Origin of the sequence: Candidatus Merdisoma sp. JLR.KK011 (assembly GCF_036941125.1) — a bacterium.
Taxonomy (GTDB): Bacteria; Bacillota; Clostridia; order Lachnospirales; family Lachnospiraceae; genus Laedolimicola.
Genome location: NZ_JAYWSZ010000006.1, coordinates 296,801 through 315,872, shown reverse-complemented (window position 1 = coordinate 315,872; position 19,072 = coordinate 296,801). Strand labels below are relative to the sequence as shown.

At 48.7% G+C, this 19,072-nt stretch carries 15 protein-coding genes and 1 other annotated feature; of the genes, 2 read left to right on the top strand and 13 right to left on the bottom strand.

What is annotated here, in order from left to right; genetic code table 11:
• Positions 1 to 45: 45 nt before the first annotated feature.
• From rlmB to VV089_RS24905, 6 genes are all read right to left on the bottom strand, one after another.
• Positions 46 to 792, bottom strand: coding sequence for a 23S rRNA (guanosine(2251)-2'-O)-methyltransferase RlmB (rlmB, locus tag VV089_RS24930; protein ID WP_334337817.1), 747 nt, complete (start codon positions 790 to 792; stop codon positions 46 to 48).
• A complete protein-coding gene (locus tag VV089_RS24925; protein ID WP_172543718.1) occupies positions 774 to 1,223 on the bottom strand; it encodes a Mini-ribonuclease 3 in 450 nt (149 codons plus the stop codon). Before VV089_RS24925 ends, rlmB begins: the two co-directional genes overlap by 19 nt.
• Entirely contained in the window at positions 1,208 to 2,614 is a 1,407-nt protein-coding gene (gene cysS, locus VV089_RS24920; RefSeq protein ID WP_334337816.1) for a cysteine--tRNA ligase, read from the bottom strand. The genes VV089_RS24925 and cysS overlap by 16 nt, the downstream gene beginning before the upstream one ends.
• Positions 2,601 to 3,299, bottom strand: coding sequence for a serine O-acetyltransferase EpsC (gene epsC, locus VV089_RS24915; protein WP_334337815.1), 699 nt, complete (start codon positions 3,297 to 3,299; stop codon positions 2,601 to 2,603). Before epsC ends, cysS begins: the two co-directional genes overlap by 14 nt.
• 88 nt (positions 3,300 to 3,387) lie before the next feature.
• Positions 3,388 to 3,633: a binding site (T-box leader), on the bottom strand.
• Between the two features lie 121 nt (positions 3,634 to 3,754).
• On the bottom strand, positions 3,755 to 4,519 hold the full coding sequence (locus tag VV089_RS24910) for an Rpn family recombination-promoting nuclease/putative transposase (RefSeq protein WP_334337814.1): 765 nt from the start codon (positions 4,517 to 4,519) through the stop codon (positions 3,755 to 3,757).
• Between the two features lie 743 nt (positions 4,520 to 5,262).
• Positions 5,263 to 6,555, bottom strand: a complete 1,293-nt coding sequence (locus VV089_RS24905) for a M18 family aminopeptidase (protein WP_334337813.1) — start codon at positions 6,553 to 6,555, stop codon at positions 5,263 to 5,265.
• Positions 6,556 to 6,778: 223 nt separating this feature from the next.
• Between VV089_RS24905 and VV089_RS24900 the strand changes: the two genes are divergently transcribed.
• A complete protein-coding gene (locus VV089_RS24900) occupies positions 6,779 to 7,282 on the top strand; it encodes a DUF5721 family protein (RefSeq protein ID WP_334337812.1) in 504 nt (167 codons plus the stop codon).
• Here VV089_RS24900 and VV089_RS24895 read toward each other — a convergent pair.
• From VV089_RS24895 to VV089_RS24880, 4 genes are read right to left on the bottom strand one after another with little or no spacing between them, the layout of a single operon-like run.
• The gene (locus tag VV089_RS24895; protein WP_334337811.1) at positions 7,269 to 8,435 is read right to left on the bottom strand and encodes a DHHW family protein; all 1,167 of its coding nucleotides are present in this window, start codon (positions 8,433 to 8,435) and stop codon (positions 7,269 to 7,271) included. The genes VV089_RS24900 and VV089_RS24895 overlap by 14 nt on opposite strands.
• Positions 8,436 to 8,452: 17 nt before the next feature.
• Positions 8,453 to 9,847, bottom strand: coding sequence for an MBOAT family O-acyltransferase (locus VV089_RS24890; RefSeq protein ID WP_172542696.1), 1,395 nt, complete (start codon positions 9,845 to 9,847; stop codon positions 8,453 to 8,455).
• A 31-nt stretch (positions 9,848 to 9,878) separates the two neighbouring features.
• The gene (locus VV089_RS24885) at positions 9,879 to 10,364 is read right to left on the bottom strand and encodes a DUF4358 domain-containing protein (protein WP_172542695.1); all 486 of its coding nucleotides are present in this window, start codon (positions 10,362 to 10,364) and stop codon (positions 9,879 to 9,881) included.
• The gene (locus VV089_RS24880; protein ID WP_172542694.1) at positions 10,364 to 11,146 is read right to left on the bottom strand and encodes a GDSL-type esterase/lipase family protein; all 783 of its coding nucleotides are present in this window, start codon (positions 11,144 to 11,146) and stop codon (positions 10,364 to 10,366) included. Before VV089_RS24880 ends, VV089_RS24885 begins: the two co-directional genes overlap by 1 nt.
• A 332-nt stretch (positions 11,147 to 11,478) precedes the next feature.
• On the opposite strand from VV089_RS24880, the gene htpG reads away from it, so the two are divergent.
• Entirely contained in the window at positions 11,479 to 13,536 is a 2,058-nt protein-coding gene (htpG, locus tag VV089_RS24875; protein WP_334337810.1) for a molecular chaperone HtpG, read from the top strand.
• Positions 13,537 to 13,759: 223 nt separating this feature from the next.
• Here the strand turns inward: htpG and VV089_RS24870 are convergent, their stop codons facing one another.
• From VV089_RS24870 to VV089_RS24860, 3 genes are all read right to left on the bottom strand, one after another.
• Positions 13,760 to 15,061 carry an AAA family ATPase gene (locus VV089_RS24870; RefSeq protein WP_334337809.1) on the bottom strand — a complete coding sequence of 434 codons (1,302 nt, stop codon included), beginning with the start codon at positions 15,059 to 15,061 and terminating at the stop codon, positions 13,760 to 13,762.
• A 343-nt stretch (positions 15,062 to 15,404) separates the two neighbouring features.
• Complete coding sequence (gene xylB / locus VV089_RS24865) at positions 15,405 to 16,892, bottom strand: xylulokinase (protein ID WP_172542690.1); 1,488 nt, start codon at positions 16,890 to 16,892, stop codon at positions 15,405 to 15,407.
• Between the two features lie 270 nt (positions 16,893 to 17,162).
• Positions 17,163 to 19,064 (bottom strand): FAD-dependent oxidoreductase, encoded by a 1,902-nt coding sequence (locus tag VV089_RS24860; RefSeq protein ID WP_334337808.1) that lies wholly within the window; start codon positions 19,062 to 19,064, stop codon positions 17,163 to 17,165.
• Positions 19,065 to 19,072: the final 8 nt, after the last annotated feature.

The window sequence follows — 19,072 nt, the reverse complement described above, 5'->3', positions numbered from 1 at the left end:
CCATGACACTTCACGCAATACCGCAGTTTTTCCGATTTCCAGGCCTCAGCCCTCCTTCATCCGCTGCCTTACAATCTCATAAGCCAATACGCCTGCTGCCACGGAAGCATTCAGAGAATCAATATCCCCATGCATGGGAATAGAGGCCGTAAAATCACACTTTTCCTGTACAAGGCGGCTTACGCCGTCCCCTTCATTTCCAATCACCAATCCTATGGGGCCCGTGAGATTCAGGCGGTACATGCTCTCTCCCCCCATCTGGGCGCAGACAAACCACAGTCCTTCCTTCTTTAGATCTTCAATCACGGCAGCCAGATTTGTCACCTTGGCAACCGGCGTGTAATTCAAAGCCCCGGCAGAGGCTCTTAAAACCGCAGACGTCAGACCGCAGGCACGCCGCTTGGGAATAATCACTCCATGAGCTCCCGCCAGATTGGCCGTCCGGATAATGGCTCCCAGATTGTGGGGATCCTCAATATTATCCAGAAGGAAAATGAAAGGATCCTCGCCTTTTTCCCTGGCCGCTGCCAGAATATCCTCCACCTCTGCGTAAGCATAGGCCGCTGCAAAGGCAATCACACCCTGGTGGTGTCCTGTCTCCGACATCTGATCCAGACGTTCCTTTTTTACATAGCTGATAACTGCATCCTGCTTCCGGGCCTCCCGTTTGATGGTATTTACAATACCGTCCTGGCACCCGTCCTGCACAAACAGCTTGTCTATGGTTTTTCCGGAGCGAAATGCCTCTAAGACTGCATTTCTCCCCTCTATGGTCAGTTCTTCGTACCGCACGCTTCTTCCTCCAGTCCCAGTTTTACCAGTTCAAGCAGACGCTCCGTCTGTCCCGAAAGATACAGATACCCCATCAAAGCCTCAAAGCCCGTAGCTCTCCGGTAATCAGATACGGAGGCGTGCTTCGCCATGGTGGCCGTATTGGCATTGCGGCCCCGGCGGAAGATCTGCTGTTCCTCCTGGGTAAGCTGCTCCTTGATCCGTCCCGTCATGGCCGACTGGGCCGCCGCATTCACCAGGCTGCTCGCCTTTTTGTGCAGGGTGGAAGCATGGGCATTCCCATGCCCCACCAGAAGGGAGCGTATCACCAGTTCATAGATCCCGTCCCCGATGTAGGCCAGTACCAGAGGCGAATAGCTTCGGATATCCACATCCTTAAGGGCAAATGCCTCTCGTATCTCTTCCATCAGATTCGTTACGCCCTTTTCCATTTTACACCCTCGCGCGTATCTTCCAGCACAATGCCCTTTTCCAGAAGAAGGGCCCGTATCTCATCGGCACGGGCAAAATTCTTCGCCTTCCTGGCCGCCTGGCGTTCCTCGATCAGAACCTCGATATCCGCATCCAGAAGTTCTGCCTTTTTCTCCACAACCAGCCCCAGAATGTCACAGAGTGTCTTTAAGCGATCAAGGCATTTCTCCAGGTAATCCTTTGTATTCTCTCCGCTAGTGTGGGTATTGAGATACTTCACCAGCTCAAATACGGCGGCAATGGCGTCAGCCGTATTGAAATCATCGTCCATGGCCTCGTCAAACTTTTTCACATATTCCTCGGAAGCCTCATAGTGGGCAGTCTCACTCTCCGTCATGGAGCCCTCCGGTGCACCGCCAAGAAGATGCTTCAGATTCTCCGCAGCCGTCACAATCCGCTCCAGACTGTTCTTAGAAGACTCCATCTGCTCAGCGCTGAAATTCAAGGGGCTGCGGTAATGGGCGCTCAGCATAAAGAAGCGCAGTACCTGGAGATCGTACTTTTCACTAATCTCCCGGACGGTGAAAAAGTTCCCCAGAGACTTCGACATTTTCCGATTATCAATATTTAAGAAGGCATTGTGCATCCAGTATCTGGAAAACTCCTTGCCGTTGCAGGCTTCACTCTGGGCAATCTCATTTTCATGGTGGGGAAATACCAGATCCTCGCCGCCTGCATGAATGTCAATCTGCTCGCCCAGATATTTTTTAGACATCACGGAGCACTCAATATGCCAGCCCGGACGCCCCTCGCTCCAAGGAGATTCCCAGGCCGGTTCTCCCTCCTTTTTCGGCTTCCAGAGAACAAAATCCAAAGGATCCTCCTTTTCATCCTCCCCGGACACCAAAAGGGAACGGTTTCCGCTGCGCAGATCATCCAGATTCTTGTGGGAAAGCTTTCCATACTCCGCAAACTTCCGGGTACGGAAATAAACGGTTCCGTTTACCGCATAAGCATAGCCCTTGTCAATCAGCTTCTGTATCATCTCCAGCATGCCGCCGATCTCCTGGGTCGCCAGAGGATGGGTAGTGGCAGGCTTTACATTCATCATCTCCATATCCTTCTTGCACTCGGCAATGTAACGCTGGGAGATCTCCTGGGCAGACACGCCCTCCTCAATCGCTTTTTTGATAATTTTGTCGTCCACATCCGTGAAGTTGGACACATAATTCACCTCATAGCCCTTATGCTCCATATAGCGGCGGACGGTGTCAAAAACAATCATCGGCCTTGCATTTCCAATATGGATAAAATTGTACACAGTTGGGCCGCATACATACATTTTCACCTTTCCTTCCTCCAGGGGAATAAAAGGCTCTTTTTTCTTCGTTATGGTATTATAGACTTTCATTCTGCTTCTCCTTCTCTGCTTTTTCTTTGTCCTTTTTCTCTTTCTTTTTCCTCAGCTCCGCCAATTCTGCATGAAGCCGCTCATTTTCCCGGCGAAGCTCTGTGAGACTGTCCATAACCGGATCCGGAAGATCCACCTGGTTCATATCGCTTCTCGGCACCTTCACATCGTCCCGTTTCACAATACGGCCCGGAACTCCCACCACCGTACAATTGGGCGGCACCTCCTTGAGCACCACAGAGCCCGCTCCGATCTTAGAATTCTCCCCGATGGTAAAAGACCCAAGAATCTTAGCTCCGGCGCTCACCATCACATTGTCCTTCAAGGTTGGATGGCGCTTGCCCTTCTCCTTGCCTGTTCCTCCCAACGTCACCCCTTGATAAAGGGTCACATTGTCGCCGATAATCGTAGTCTCCCCAATGATCACCCCGGAGCCATGGTCGATAAACAGCCCCTTGCCAATCTTAGCTCCCGGATGAATCTCGATCCCCGTCTTGCGCACCGTCCTCTGCGACAGCCATCTGGCAAGAAAAAAATGCCCCTTCTCATACCACTTATGCGCCAGTCTGTAACTTAAGATAGCACGAAAGCTGGGGTATAGCAAGACCTCCATGGGACTTTTAATAGCAGGGTCCCGTTCTGTAATCACTTGAAATTCTTCCCTAATATAACGAATCATACCCATATATTTTCCCTCCTCAATCTGACCGGGCCGTTCCAGCCGCCATTTCCGTTTTCCAAAAGCAGCCGGAAAAAAACGGACTATCTCGCCTCCAAGAGACGAAATAATCCGCGGTTCCACTCTTCTAAAAGGGCCTATGCCCTTCCACTCATCCGCTTAACGCGCGTCACGTACCCGGCTGATGCTTCCGTGCCGCAAATGCGCCAGCACACCTCCCACTCACCGGATCAGCTCCCGGATGCACTTCATCCATCCCTCCACAAAAGCTGCTTTCAGCCGACGACAGCTTCTCTCTGCTGCTTTGGATATGAACTACTTTTCCGTTCTCTGCCTTTTCTTATTCCAGTTCCGTAATATCCCTTACAGACCATCTATGGTTTAGAATATGCAAAAACAAGGGATTTGTCAAGCATTTCCTAAAACACGAATAAACCAGCACTAATCAATACCAGTTATAATCAGACTTCAGCAGACCAGTATTTTTCCAGATACTCCTCCGCTTCTTCCAGAGAAATAGAAAAATTCTGAATCAACCGGGAACAAGTCTCCTCTCTTGTACAAGCATATTCCCTGCAAAATTTAACCAACGCCTTAATCCCCTGCTCCCTACCTTCCTTCCGGCCTTCTTCCAGCCCCTTCTGCAGATTATAATTCATAAGATAAGTATGATCCCGGATAGCCTTCTCCCTGGCCTCATACTCCAGGCGCTTCGAGTCATCCGCACTGATTTCCGTCAGCCGTTCATAGGCTCTCTCAATATAAGAACTTCCTTCCGCCGCCATCTCAAACTCCTCCTTCTTTTCCGCTCTGAGAAAGCTGCCCCACTTTAACAGCTCCGTCCGTGTGCATTCATACCCCTCAAGCTTCGGCAGCTCCAGAATATGGATCTCCAGCTTATCCATATACATTCTCCTTCTGGTATCCTCCCAAAAATGAAAACAGGAATAAAACTCCTCATCCTCCTCAAAGAGAACAAAATCCAAAATTCCAACATGGATGCACTTCGGAAGCATATCATAACTCTGCCCCTTCTGAATCGCCCCAGTATACATTTTAGCCAGATAAAACACCGAACGCTCCGGCCACAGCGGAAAAGCAGCAAGCTGAATCTCCACATCCAACAATGCAGAAATAAATCCCCTGCGGATCTCTGCATCCTCCATCAGCTCTTTAAAACAGAAATCCACCTTAGGCTTCATCAAAAACATCTCTTCTTTACTCAATACCGCGTTCTCCTTTCTTTTACAAACCCTATTCGGAAGAAAGGCAGAACCAGCAGTAAATCCACTTTCATTATAAAAGATTTCCCCATCCGGCACAACATCTTTCTTCCAGCCAATTCATTTGTTACTGTTCACTCTGTGACCATTAACACGCTTCGCCAGATCACAAGGAATCCACCAAGCAAAGCTTTGTCCCCCTTATGATAACTGATGCACAGAAATCGCAAAAAGACGCGATTTCGCGCTGAAAAACTCGGGATTTCCGCACAAAATGTGCGGAAACACCCCGCGGAACAGCGGCGAATGAACAGTAACATTCATTTTCATCTTCGGGATTATTCCGACAGAAACGTCCGAAACCATCAAGAATCCTTCGACAAGACCATTATATTCCAATTATTTCCAAAAAATCAAGTCAAATACTACAAAACAATCCGTATACTATCCCCACACACAAACAACCCCCTCATAAAATCAGCCAAAAACCTGCGCCCTTCCAACTACCAGTTCAGCCAGTCTGCGGCGGAATCTGTCCTTGGGCTTTTCCAATATCAAGTGTCCGGCTGTTCACGAACAGGCTGTCTGATATTGGCGGACTAACGTCCAAAAACCCAACAGGCGCAGCCTATCAAAATCCCAAACGTTAGTCCGCCAAGAGCAGACAGCATGTACGTGAACCGTCCGAACACAGATATGGAAAAGCCCAAGGGCAGATTCCGCCGCAGACTGGCTGAACGTCCGCCTTATAGCGAGTAAAAAGCTTTCACCGCCCGAACCAGGCTCCCTTGATCCTCCGTCCCCATCAGTTCCCTGCTAGAATGCATCGCCAGCAGCGGCACTCCCACATCCACCGTCTTAACCGGAAAAAACGCAGAAGCAATGGAGCCAAGGGTACTTCCGCTGGTTCCATCTGATCGGTTCACAAACTTCTGATAAGGAATCCCTTCCGCCTCACAAATCTGCTGCACCACCGCCACAGCCTCACAGTCCGTAGCATAAGCCTGTCCGCTGGCCTCCTTAATGCAAATTCCCTTTCCCAAAATATCCTTATTTGTAGGATCATTCTTATCCGCCTTATTCGGATGAAGCCCATGCCCCACATCCACCGACAAAAGCATACTGTCCGAAAAACTCTCAAAAAACTTCTCCCTCCCTCTCCCATAAGACAAGAGAATCCGCTCCAGGACCGCCGGCAAAAGCACCGAGCCGGCCCCCTGCTTCGTGCGGCTTCCAATCTCCTCATGGTCAAAAAAAGCCCCCACATTAAAGCCATTTTCCCTTTGCCCGGAAATCAGGCCGCTTACCACCGCCTGCACCGAAGTCAGATTGTCAAGCCTGGGAGCGGAGATGAATTCCTCCGAAAGCCCCAGAAGAGCCCCGGTATCCGTATTATAAAGCCCAAGCTCATACTCCAGAATATCCTCCGGCTCCGCCTTAAGCTCACAAGCCAGATGCTTCAGGAAAAACTTCTCGTCTTTCTCCTCGCCTTCCAGCCCCAGGACAGGCAGCATGTCCGTCTGCTTATTCAGCTCCACGCCCTTATTCACATCCCTGTTAATATGGATAGCCAGATTAGGAATCGTCAGAAAGGGCTTCCGGAAATCTACAAGACGCACTTCCGGGTGAAAAATGTCATCCTTTCGCAGCACCACCCTTCCGGCCGCAGACAAAGGCCTGTCAAGCCAGGTATTCAAAATAGCTCCTCCGTACACCTCCACATTCAGCTGCCGGTAGCCGTCCTTAGCAATCTCCGGAGAGGGCTTCACACGAAGCCCCGGAAAGTCCGTATGAGCCGCCGCAATCCGGAAAGAATCCCCAAACTGCAGCTTCTTTCCGACTGTAAAGGCAATCAGGCTGGAGTCATTATGCACCACATAATATCTGCCTCCATTGTCAAGGCTCCAGTCATGTCTCATAGACAGCTTTGTAAAGCCTGCCTTCACAAGCTGCCTCTCCACACTGGCCGTCACATGAAAGGGCGATGTCCCCTCCTCCACAAGCTGAAGCAATTCCTTTGCATATGTATTTGTTTTCATCTTCTATACCCTGCCTTTCTTCTTTATTCCTGCAAGCAGCAAGCCAGTTACTGTTCACTCCGTGACCAGTAATGCGAGCCAAACAGTTTCACAATTTCACTCCCTGCCCCGATTGCATTTCTCCTTATTTCCATGTATACTGAAAACACTACCGTCCAATGCCGGGAAAGCATAAGACCCATGCCGGCCGGCCTTGGCACTGACAGCACCCAGGAGGTACTCTATGATTTCACTGCAGATCGAGGACATCAAGTCCTTTATGAACAAGCTTCTTCTTAAGCCTGATTTTGATGCCTTCCTCTTAGTAGAAGGCACCGTCACCACCTGCAATACCTTTCATATAGACGGAGAGATAAAGCCCGGCTACTACACAAAGGAAGAGCAGGAGGCTCTCGGCCTTTTGGGCCGCCGTTTTTCCCGCTGGCAGGAGCTCCGCCCCTTTTGCCTGGATCTGATAAAGGGGAAACGCACCCCGCTTAACTTCCGCTTTACCTTCAAGCTCTCCGGTGAAAATACCGAAAAGCTTCTGGAACAAACCGGCAGCGCCTTTTCCCCACAGGACATAAGCGGCCTGTTTCTCAATGTCCGCTACGACTCCTCCGGCCTTTTTTGCACCACTGCCACAGCCTTAACCCTTTTCACCATGGACAAATCCCTGGAGCATTCCTGGGATCAGATGGTTCAGAAGTTTCTGCTCCGTCAGGAGGTATCTTTTACCCTTCTGTAGGATTCTGCTCTGGTTCTTCCAGCACAAAATGCAGCACATCGTCCTCCAAAAAGGTATTGAGGTTATATAAAAACAAAATATCCGTAAATTCCTGCTCCTCCATAAGCGTATTCAGATCCCCATAGTAATACCGGGGATCCACCAGCACAATCTCCCGGAAGGAAGCAGTCAGAAACGGCACAAAACAGTTTGCATAGGAATCCTTCAGAAGGAGAAGGCTCCTGTCGCTCTCTGCCATGGTGCGTATCTTTACCACAGGGTGGTTCCCGTCCAGAAACACGCCGTATTTGTCGCGGCTCTCCAGCTTCTTAGAGGCATACAGGGAGGGGGATTTTTTCTGCTCCTCCACATAGGTCACCACAAGCTGCTCCTCTGCCTTAGGCCAGTATATGGAAATGGTATCCGAAGGCACCTGGTAGCCGCTTCTGGAAGCAAGCGTCCCCTGGAACCGGTTTGTCACAGGATAAGCCGTCATTTCCGCAATCTGTCCAAGCCCCATCACCTTTTGGGCCTCTTCAAAAGCATACCAGGCCCCCAGCGTCGTCCAGTGGTGATCCGTCCGGTAATACAGATATTCCCCTCGGTGCTCCCGAAGCGTCTTATAAACCGGAATTTCCCGGACTGTTCCGTTGAGATACCCGCTGATCTCACTTAGCTGCTCCGCCTGGTTCTCCACCGGAGCAAAGGCCGGCAGTCCCTCCGGATTCACCCCGGCCGCCCCCGGAACCAAAAGCAGATACATACTTGTCCCGGAATACCTGCCTGCAAAGGACTGTATGGCGTCCAGATTGATCCACACCTGCTCCTTAAGCTTGGCCGGCTTCTCATAAAGCTGCTCATCCTTTCCCAGGTATACACCCCCGGATTCGTTTTTCCCAAGAAAACGGTCTGCGCCGGAGCGGAATTTGATCCAGGAATCACGGGCAAAAAACTGATCCGTCTGATATTTTTCATAGTTGCTCATAAACTTCCCGTCCATAATTCCTGCAATACGCAGGACGGGCCGCTGCTCCAGATAACGGTTCTCCGCCTCGGAAAATACCCGATCCTCGCAGAGCAGGTTCAGCGCTCCAAAGGAGATTAAGCACAGCAAAAACAGCAGGCCCAGCCAGGAATAGGCAGAAAACTCTTTTTTCCCTCTTCTTCGTCTCAACTTCGTATTTCAGCTCCTCAAAATCGAAAATATAAAAATGGATTGTAGGTATCATGAATCAGGTAGGCAACCGCCGTCAGAAAAATTCCCATATGAACCGCAATCAAAAGCGGCGTCAGCCTGCCGGGACGCTCCATATATCCTCTGGAAATCCGCGAAGCCGCAGGCACCGAAAAAATCCAGGAAAACCAGAACAGCACCAGGCTGGTGAGCAGGTAATACATGCCTGCATCGTCTGTAATACTGGCTGCCCCCGCTCCAAACATAGTCCCAAGGTATCCGAAGGCCCCTTTCAGGGTCGGGCTGAAAAAGAACACCCACCCCACAACTACAAGCAGCATGGCATACATGGTTCCCAGAATGGGAATGCTCTCTGTCTTTCGCTTGAGCAGGTATTTTTCCACAATCAGAAGGACTCCGTAATAAAGCCCCCACACTACAAAGTTCCAGCTGGCCCCATGCCAGAGTCCCGTCAGCGCCCATACAATCAAAAGATTGAAAATGTGGCGGAGCACGCCGGTACGGTTGCCGCCCAAGGGAATATAGACGTATTCCCGGAACCATGAACCCAGGGAAATATGCCATCTGCGCCAGAACTGCGTGATGCTGCGCGCACAGTAGGGATAGGCGAAATTCTCTTTCAGCTCAAAGCCGAACATCTTCCCCAGCCCAATGGCCATATCGGAATATCCGCTGAAATCATAATATATCTGAAAGGTATAGGCCAGAGCGCCCACCCAGGCCGAGAGCACCGACAGGGAGGGCAGCGCAGTCACCGCCTCGTGAACCGCCCCCAGATTGTTGGCCAGCAGCACCTTTTTTGCCAGCCCCCAGATAAAATACTGGACGCCCTGGCCAAACTTATCCATAGATTCTTCCCGGTCTTTCAGCTGGGCGTCAATGTCCGCATACTGGACAATGGGCCCTGCCACCAGCTGGGGAAACATAGAAATATAAAGCCCGAAAGAGAGAATATTTTTCTGGCACTGAGCCTTTCCCCAGTACACGTCTATCAGATAGGAAAGGGACTGAAAGGTGTAAAATGACAGTCCGATGGGAAGAGGCAGGGAAAGCTGCGGAAGCTGCCATCCCGTCACTGCCTCGATATTCTCCGCCGCAAATCCATAGTATTTAAAAAATCCCAGCATCAAAAGATTTACCAGGACGCCAAAAAACAGACTGACGCCAGCCTTTTTGCCCTTTGCTTTTTTCCTGGCAATGTCAATCCCGATAACATAGTTAAATAAAATGCTGTACAGCATCAAAAAAAGATATACAGGCTCTCCCCAGGCATAGAAAAAGAGACTTGCCAGAAGCAGAATCCCGTTGCGCATCCGGTGAGGCGCCAGGTAGTACAGCGCAATCGTCACCGGAAGAAATGTACAGACAAAAAATACACTGCTGAAAACCACGACTTATTACCTTTCCTTAAGGTTTTTTCTGTTATTCATACAAGCCCTTTACGAATCCGGATTTGGCCGCCTCTGCATTTTCCGAAATTACAAAAAGCAGATAGGGATCTGACTCCCAAAGCACATACCCTTCAATAAGCTTTAGCTGCTCCGGCCCGTAACCCTCAAAATTATTCTTCTGTGTTTCTACCCGCTTCTCTATGGCCTGGCGGATCTGGGATACCTGTCCCTCCTCTGCCGCTTCCACTAGAAGCAGCTCCTCCACATCCATGTTGTCCTGGGCTGTATAGAGAACCCAGTGCTTCAGCTCTCCGGCATTTAACCCGTAGAGCCTCCGAAGAAGCTGCTCGTCCCCCTGCCGCATACAGGACAGATTCAGTTCCGTCTCCACATGCGCTTCCAACGTGCCAAAGTCCGGGTTCCACGCGCTTCCCCGTATAAGGCCTGCCAGCATCACAACCAGCAGGCCGGCCAGCAAAACCTTGGCCAGCTTTAGTAAAATATCCCATCTGTTCATTATAGTCCTGCCGTTTCTTCCATCCGATTGAGCCACAGGGGATAAAACTGTGATTTCAGATGTATGGCATCCTTCTGATACCATTCCTCTCTGCCCTCTAGCAGATCGCTGCTGTCAATAAAGGTAAGGCCCAGCTCCTCGCACATCTGCTGCAAAGCCTCGTTGAATTCGTCCACATATCCCAGTTCCGCCTTTTTCTCCACTGCTTCCGGCAGAATGGGAAGAATCCCGTTGATATAGATGGGAAGCTCCGGAAACACTTCCCGTATCTCCTGAATCCGCTCCCGGTAGTATCGGACGAACCGTCCGCTGTCTCCCTGGCAGTACTCCAGATCGTTAAGCCCTATGGACAGAAAAAGCTGTGTGGGCTGCAGATCCAGGGCCTTTTGTATCTCCCCGCCTGCCGCGTCCGCCCGCAATCCCTTTTCTGCTATAACGCAGTCTGCTTCCAGAAATTCATAATCCAGAAATCCCTCTGCCACAGAATCGCCTACAATGACAGCAGAACCAAGCCTGCGGCGCAGGCTCTGCTTGTCCATTGGTTTCTCCTCTGTCTCTTCTGCCGCCGTCTCCTTAAGCTGTTCTGCGGCTTTCTCCTGATCCCTCTTTAGAAGGGCCTGTTCAATTGCTCCCACATCGGAGCGCTCCTGTGCCCGAATCCATTCCACCGCCGGAAAGTCCTCACTGCCCGGGGATCTGCTCTGCTGCAGATTTAATATATATCCTGCTAAAAGGGCCACTGCCAAAAGCAGATACAGAGCACCTTTCCTACTCTGCTTCACCCTGTTCCTCCTATTCTAAGCCGCTGCGCGACAGCACGAAAGGGTAAAGCTGCTTCGACACACCGGTCCCTGTAGTTCTTCATGTTTTTACCATTTTATATCTTAACACCTACTTTTACGCAAATCCAGTGGATTTCTATTAATTTTTTTTAAATTTATCAACCCTTTCTTTCGTATCCCTGTTTCTCCCAAATTTAGAGAAATTTTAGAAAGTTTATAGAAATTTGTTAGCACTCACATTGAAAGAGTGCTGATTTTCTATTGACTTTTTATTTCCCCCATATTACAATATGTGTCAGAATACGAAAACACATACAAAGGAGTGAACATTTATGGCTGAAATGCATGGAAGCCTTTCCATTAACAGCGAAAATATTTTTCCAATTATCAAAAAGTGGCTCTATTCCGACCACGACATTTTTTTCCGGGAGCTTATCTCCAACGGCTGCGACGCTATTACCAAGCTGAAAAAGCTCGATCTCATGGGTGAGTATACTTATCCCGAGGATTTCAAGAATACAGTCCGGGTGGTAGTGAATCCGGAGGAAAAAACGCTGAAATTCATTGACACGGGCCTTGGCATGACTGCGGACGAGGTACAGGAGTACATCAACCAGATCGCTTTCTCCGGCGCCACGGATTTTCTGGAGAAATATAAGGACAAGACCAATGAGGATCAGATTATCGGACACTTTGGGCTGGGCTTCTACTCTGCCTTTATGGTGGCGGACGAGGTTCACATTGATACCCTTTCCTACCAGAAGGATGCCAAGCCGGTGCATTGGGAGTGCGACGGCGGCACGGAATATCAGATGTCCGAGGGAAGCCGCACAGAGGTGGGTACGGAGATCACCCTGTTCTTAAATGAGGACAGCCTGGAATTTGCCAATGAGTACCGGGCCCGGGAGGTTATTAACAAATACTGCTCCTTTATGCCGGTAGAGATTTTCCTGGAGAAGGCAAATGCCGAGCAGGAGTACGAGACCATCGACGAGGCGGATTTGAAGGATGACGACGTAGTGGTGGAGCGCATCCACGAGGAAGCCAAAACCGAGGAAGTGGAAAACGAGGATGGTACAAAGGAAACGAAGGAGATCTCTCCGGCCAGAGACCGTGTGAAGATCAATAAGCGGCCTGTTTCCCTCAGCGATACGTCCCCCCTTTGGACGAAGCACCCCAATGAGTGCACGAGGGAGGAGTATCTGGAGTTCTACCGGAAGGTATTTATGGACTACAAGGAGCCTCTGTTCTGGATTCATCTGAACATGGACTATCCCTTTAACTTAAAGGGAATTCTGTACTTCCCCAAGATCAACACAGAGTACGATTCCATTGAAGGCACCATTAAGCTGTACAACAACCAGGTATTTATCGCAGATAACATTAAGGAAGTGATTCCGGAATTTCTGATGCTCCTGAAGGGCGTCATTGACTGTCCGGATCTGCCCCTCAACGTTTCCAGAAGCGCCCTGCAGAATGACGGCTTTGTGAAGAAGATTTCCGATTACATCACCAAGAAGGTGGCCGACAAGCTTACGGGAATGTGCAAGACCGAACGGGAGGATTATGAAAAGTACTGGGACGACATCAATCCCTTTATCAAATTCGGCTGCTTAAAGGATGACAAGTTCTGCGAGAAGATGATGGATTATCTGCTCTTTAAGGATCTGGACGGCAAGTATCAGACCATCAAGGATCTGGTTCCCGAAGAGGAAGCGCCGGAGGTTGACGTGGTGGAGAATCCCGACGAGGCCGAGGAGGATAATGCTGAAGAGAAGGAGCCGGAAAAGACAACCATCTTCTATGTGACCGACGAGGTACAGCAGAGCCAGTACATCAATCTTTTCAAGGAAGAGGGCAAGAATGCCGTTATCTTGAAACACAATATTGATTCTCCCTTTATCTCTCATCTGGAGATGAAGAATGAGCATGTGAAGTTCCAGCGGATTGACGCAGATCTGACGGAGGATTTTGTGGAGACTGTCTCCGAGGAGGAATTGAAGGAAACGGCTGACTCCCTTACTGAGATTTTCCGCAAGGCTCTGAACAATGAAAAACTGGATGTAAAGGTGGAGAAGATCAAGAATGAGAGCATTTCCTCCATGATCACGCTCTCCGAGGAAAGCCGCCGGATGCAGGAAATGATGAAGATGTACAATATGTACGGCATGGATCCGAATATGTTCGGAGGCGCAGGAGAGACCCTGGTGCTCAATGCCAATAACCAGCTGGTACAGTACATTCTGAATCACAGCGATTCTGAGCATGTGAACCTATTCTGTGAGCAGCTTTACGACCTGGCTCTTATCAGCCATAAGCCCCTGGCTCCGGAGGCTATGACGAAGTTCATTGCACGGAGCAATGAGATTATGATGCTGCTTGCAAAGTAAAAAAATATTCTGCCTGTCCATTTTGAACCATTATGGGCAGGCAGAAATCATTTACTGATTTTAATAGGCAAATTTTTTTACAAATTCTTCCTCAAAAAAATTCTCTGTATAAACATAGGCATCCTTAAAGAGGTAATCTTTCAGTCTCTGCATAAAAGGGGGCGTATAGTTCTGTTTCAATAATGCTTGATTTTTAACCTGGTTATATATTTTAGGATTCTTCTCAATGCAGCATACTAGGTGTCACCAACCGCCTGTATATTTTATCCAACGAATCTGTAACATCTTCAAAAACAGCAAGTCCCTGGTCAATACCAGACAGATAAAATCTGCATTTTGAAAAAAGACCATATTTTTTTGAATACAGTTCAACAGCTTCCAGAAAATCCCTGCTGTGAGTAGTTACTACAATGCTTAAATCAAATTTCTTTTGCAAAAGCACAATAAGTTCTGCATACACGAGCTGCCATTCCGGATGAAGGTGAATCTCCGGTTCATCCAGAATCAGAATGTCTTTTTCCTTTAAAATACCTTTTTCCAGCAACATTTTTAATAGAACAAAGGACTTCAAACCTGCTGAAAGATTTTCAAAATGGACAGGCTCATTAAACTGTTCTGATTTTAATCCCCATTGACCATTTTGATTTAAAATCTGTCCTTTTGTAACACGCTCCAGAACATCATAAATCTCTTTTAAGCTTTCTTTTGCACGAACTGCATCAAAAATTCCTGTCATAATATCATCTTTCGTTTCTGTTAAACGGCCTGACAGCTGTCCGTGCAGACTCTGAATAAAATAACTTGGGAAAGGATCCGTCAGATTATCTAAAACAAAGGGATCATCAATCAAAAAAGCTTCATGTAAAATATAATACTCTGCTTTCCAATCCATACATTGATTTTCCTGAAACCATATCTCTAAATCTTTATCTTTAATTGTCAAACAAACCTTTGCATTCTCTTCCGGTTCTTTGAGACATTGTATCTGCTCGTCAAATAACAGATTAAAAAAGCGTTCTATTAATTCCTTCGCCACTTTATGATCATCATTCATTTTTCTTGATGCAATTCTTTCATAGGAATTCTCTATTAATTCCCCGATATCATTTTCCGATAATTGTATCTTATACTTTTCACATACTTTTTGCACCACTTCCCGATATAATGCTTTATTAAAGCGCGCTCTATCTATTTCTATCAAAAAATCACTCATCTCATTACTGACTTTTCCCACAATAGACTGCCTGCGCCCTCCCAAAAAATGCGGAAAAGCTATGGCGTCTTTGTTACTGTCTATACTATACGCCACTACATTTCCCACATATTCCCCACATATGATCCGCAGTTCTTCTCTTCTGCGCTCCTCAATCTTTGAATCTATTTGATATAAAGAATTGAATGTGGAATAAAGTACCTTTCCAACGGTACTTTTCCCTGTATTATTCTCTCCTGCAATAACCGTTATTCCGTCTATTACAATATCAGCATGCTTTACTTTCGCAAAATTATCAATTTTTAATCTCATAGATCCTTCCTTCTTGTTCTGTCCAAAATCAATCCTTTATTGTATTCCTTATTCTATCCTACTTTTTCCAAAAAAACAATGTAAATTGGCAAAATGTCTTTTTCTGTTGCTCCGTTTTATTACTTTTCTTATTTATTAGATTTTCCAAAATACTGCATATTCAAAGACCTTGCAGCCGTCAAATGGACACGGCGGCACAAAGTGAGCCCTCCAAGCGAAGGGATGGATCGGGCCACGTCCGCCTGGCTCACTGTCCGTGGGAATAAAACAAAGCCGGGAAGCTTCTTTCGTTCTTAACTTCACTCCCCGGCATTCAAAAGAAATCAAATTGTCCTGCTCTTCTCTACAGCTTCGCCATCTTCTTATATAAAGGCAGCATGCAGTGATAAGCCTCGTCAAATACAGGCATCAGTTTCTCGTAGTCCTCCCGGTGCTCCTTCACCGGCTTAACAGTTTTCTCAAACTTTAAGAAACGCTTCACTTCCTGGAAGCTGTCAAAGACGCCTACACCCACGCCTGCAATCACGGCCGCGCCGATGGCTGTGGCTTCCTCCACGCAGTCAGGCATAGAAAATTCTACGTTCAGCACATCCGACAGAATCTGGGCTACCACATCTCCCTTGGCGCCGCCTCCCGTGAGACACATGGTCTCTATCTTGGCCTGCTTTCGGTAGGCTTTCAGAATCAGCTCCATATTCATGGCGATCCCCTCTATAACGGCACGTACATAATCCTTCTTGTCATGCTCAGGCTTGATTCCCAAAAAGGCTCCGCTGGTATCCGGATTCCAGCGCGGGCTGCGCTCACCCAGGAGGTAGGGCAGGAAAATAAGGTTTTTGGCTCCTGCAGGTGATTTCTCTATCATCTTGTTCAGCTCATCATAAGGGGCTCCGCCGCATAAGGCCCGGCGGATATAGGAGTAAGAGCTTCCTGCCGCCTGCATGGCGCCGCAGGGCATATATTTTCCGGGAATCACGTGGGCGAAGCAGAACAGGGTCTGATCTTCGTCAATAAACGGATCTGTAGTGGTTCCGCCGATCCAGGCAGAGGTTCCGAAAGTAAGGTAGAATTCTCCGTCCTTGATACATGCAGCGCCTACTGCCGAGCAGGGGCCGTCCCCGCCGCCGCAGACAACGGGAGTTCCCGCTGGAAGGCCGATCTCGCCCGCCACGCGATCCTCGATATAGCCTGCTATGTCCGTGGATTTTTTCAGTTTGGGAAGCTTGTCTTTGTCGATGCCGGCTGCCTTTAAAATCTCCTCGGACCACTCTAGTTTCCGCAGATCCAGGGCGTTGGTTCCGGATGCATCGGAGTAATCGGTGACGAATTTTCCGGTGGCCCGGGAAATGATGTAGTCTTTGGCCTGAAGCATCTTGTAGGTTTTGTCATATACGTCGGGCTCGTGCTTTTTCAGCCACATAAGCTTTTCAATGCTGTAGCTTGGGCTAACCCGATGGCCGGTGATCTCATACATCCGCCTGGCGCCGATCTTCTTTTCCAGGTGCTCTGCTTCTTCTACGGCTCTCTGGTCGGCCCAGATGATAGCGTCGCGCAGAGGGATGCCGTTTTTATCTACTGCCAGGCAGCCCTGCATCTGGGCGCTGAAGGACATGGCGGCTACCTTAGAGGGATCCTCACCCTCCAGCACGGCCTTGGTGGCGTCGCATACGGCATCCCACCAGTTTTCCGGATCCTGCTCCGCGTAATTTCCATTAAAAAAATGAACGTCGTAGGGGACGGTATAGCTTCGTATCTGCCGCCCCTTTGTAGTAAATAAGGTTGCTTTATCTCCAGATGTTCCCAGGTCATGGGCAATAAGCAGTTGTTCCATGCTGTTTTTCTCCTTTCCTTGATCTGCTCGTTTTTTTGAGCATATAGGTATACCCATAGGGTGTTTCCTTAGTTTGCTCATCTTTTTGAGCATATAGGTATACCCGTAGGGTGTTTCCTTAATTTGCTCATCTTTTTAAGCATATAGGCATACCTTGATTATACTACCTGTCCGGAGAATCGGCAACAGTATGGAGACAAATCAATGGCCGGATTCCTGCACAAAAGATTCGCCTTGGCGCCTGCATGTCCGCTTGATTTTATTTTTCTGTCATATTGCCGCTGCTATCGTATATCCTTCCATGGTTGCTTCCTGAATCTTTCGGGGTTTTTCACAATCACCAATCATATAAGTCTGTGGAACAATCCCATAAAAGCTTTCCGCCAACGCCCTATCTGCGCGCACACCAGCGGCAATTATCACGGTATCTGCCGGCAGGAATATCTCCACGCCTTTTTTGTCCCTTACATATACACCTTCTTCCGTAATCTTCCGGCAGCCTGCTTCCAGCATTACGTGAAGGGATTCTGCTTCGCCCATTTTGTGGCGCAGACCGATTTTATAGAGCATATTGCCCTGTACGGCCAGTTCATTCAGCATCTCTATGATGGTCACGTTCTTTTCTTTTAGAAGGGACAATTCCAATCCAATCTCGGCGCCGATGGTTCCTCCGCCAATGATTACTACATTCCGGCCGATGCGCTCCTCATGTTCTATAGCTTCATAAAAGCTCATAACATTTTTACTGTCTATGCCGGGAATCGGCGGCTTTACAGGCAGCGCTCCCACAGCTACAATCACCACATCCGGTGCAAGGCTGCGTATCAGCTTGGGTGAGGCCTCGGTATTCAGCCGCAAATCAATGGCTGATTTTCCGATCTGTACCTTTAAGTATTCCAGATAAGCCTTAATATCCACCTTAAAATGCTCCATAGCAACATAATGAATGGCTCCGCCGATATGATCCCGCTTCTCCAGCAAAATAACCTCGTGGCCCCTCTCGCAGGCTGTCAATGCAGCCTTGCATCCAGCCGGCCCGGCTCCGATGATAACGACTCTTTTGCGTGTTTCCGCTTTAGGAAGCTTTCGGGGCACCCAGTCCTCGTTGGCGTACCGGGGATTTACGGAGCAGCCCACATTGCGCCGGTTAGTGGCAATGTGGTAGCATTGCAGGCAGCGCAGGCAGGGAACAATATCCTCCACCCTTCCTTCCAGCGCTTTCACCGGCCAGTCGGGATCTGCCACCAGCGGACGGGCCAGCGCCACCATATCCACAATCCCGTCAGCCAGAAGCTTCTCTGCTTCATCCGGATTCATTATGGATCCAACCACAGAAACAAGTATATCTACATTTTCTTTGATTACCTTTGCATATTTTACATTTAACATATGCTCTGTGAAGTTTGTAGAGGCAGTATAGACATTGGCTTCATGCTCGATATCCAGGCCGCAGGATACCTGTACCACATCTATATACTCCTGGGCTGCCTTTACAAAGGTCAGCACATCCTCAAAGGAAATGCCTCCCGGCATGTATTCGTTGGCGGAGATCCGCATCTCGATGGGAAAATAGGGCCCTGCTGCTTTTCGTATCTCTTTCAGAATGCGAAGCGGAAATCTCATGCGGTTCTCAATGGTTCCTCCATAAGTATCTGTACGCTTGTTAAACAAAGGCGACAGGAATTCCGGCACCAGCCATCCGTGGCCAAAGTGCAGAAATATCATATCAAATCCAACTGCCTGTGCATCCTGTACTGTCCGCACATACCCGGATACCACCTCGTCCATCATGGCCTCGTCCATTTCCCGGACTTCCACGCCGTCTTCTCTCCAATAGCCGGAAGGTCCCATAGCAAAATCCCCTGGCGCTACTCTGGCATACTGGCCTGCATGGGCGATTTCCAAAGAAGCCTTGGCTCCCCCTCTGTGAGCAAGCAGAATACGGCGGCGTGTCTTCTCCACCTCATATTTGTCAAATGCATAGGGCTGGCCTGCAGATTCCCAGGAAGCTTTTCCAGGCTGTGTAATAACGGAGCCTGCAACCACCACGCCGGGCCGTCCCAGAGCCTTGTCTTCGAATACCTGCCCCATAGGGTTTGCAATGATCCGGTTGCTCACCATAATGGAATTAATCTTTATGGGTGAAAATAGATGGGGATATTTCAAATTCATCTTCTCCT

What these genes read in the sequence shown, in the direction of transcription:
- htpG (WP_334337810.1), top strand. Translation starts at nt 11,479, where the DNA reads ATGGCTGAAATGCATGGAAGCCTTTCCATTAACAGCGAAAATATTTTT.
- VV089_RS24870 (WP_334337809.1), bottom strand. Translation starts at nt 15,061, where the DNA reads ATGAGATTAAAAATTGATAATTTTGCGAAAGTAAAGCATGCTGATATT.
- VV089_RS24925 (WP_172543718.1), bottom strand. Translation starts at nt 1,223, where the DNA reads ATGGAAAAGGGCGTAACGAATCTGATGGAAGAGATACGAGAGGCATTT.
- VV089_RS24900 (WP_334337812.1), top strand. Translation starts at nt 6,779, where the DNA reads ATGATTTCACTGCAGATCGAGGACATCAAGTCCTTTATGAACAAGCTT.
- VV089_RS24905 (WP_334337813.1), bottom strand. Translation starts at nt 6,555, where the DNA reads ATGAAAACAAATACATATGCAAAGGAATTGCTTCAGCTTGTGGAGGAG.
- VV089_RS24885 (WP_172542695.1), bottom strand. Translation starts at nt 10,364, where the DNA reads ATGAACAGATGGGATATTTTACTAAAGCTGGCCAAGGTTTTGCTGGCC.
- VV089_RS24860 (WP_334337808.1), bottom strand. Translation starts at nt 19,064, where the DNA reads ATGAATTTGAAATATCCCCATCTATTTTCACCCATAAAGATTAATTCC.
- cysS (WP_334337816.1), bottom strand. Translation starts at nt 2,614, where the DNA reads ATGAAAGTCTATAATACCATAACGAAGAAAAAAGAGCCTTTTATTCCC.
- epsC (WP_334337815.1), bottom strand. Translation starts at nt 3,299, where the DNA reads ATGGGTATGATTCGTTATATTAGGGAAGAATTTCAAGTGATTACAGAA.
- xylB (WP_172542690.1), bottom strand. Translation starts at nt 16,892, where the DNA reads ATGGAACAACTGCTTATTGCCCATGACCTGGGAACATCTGGAGATAAA.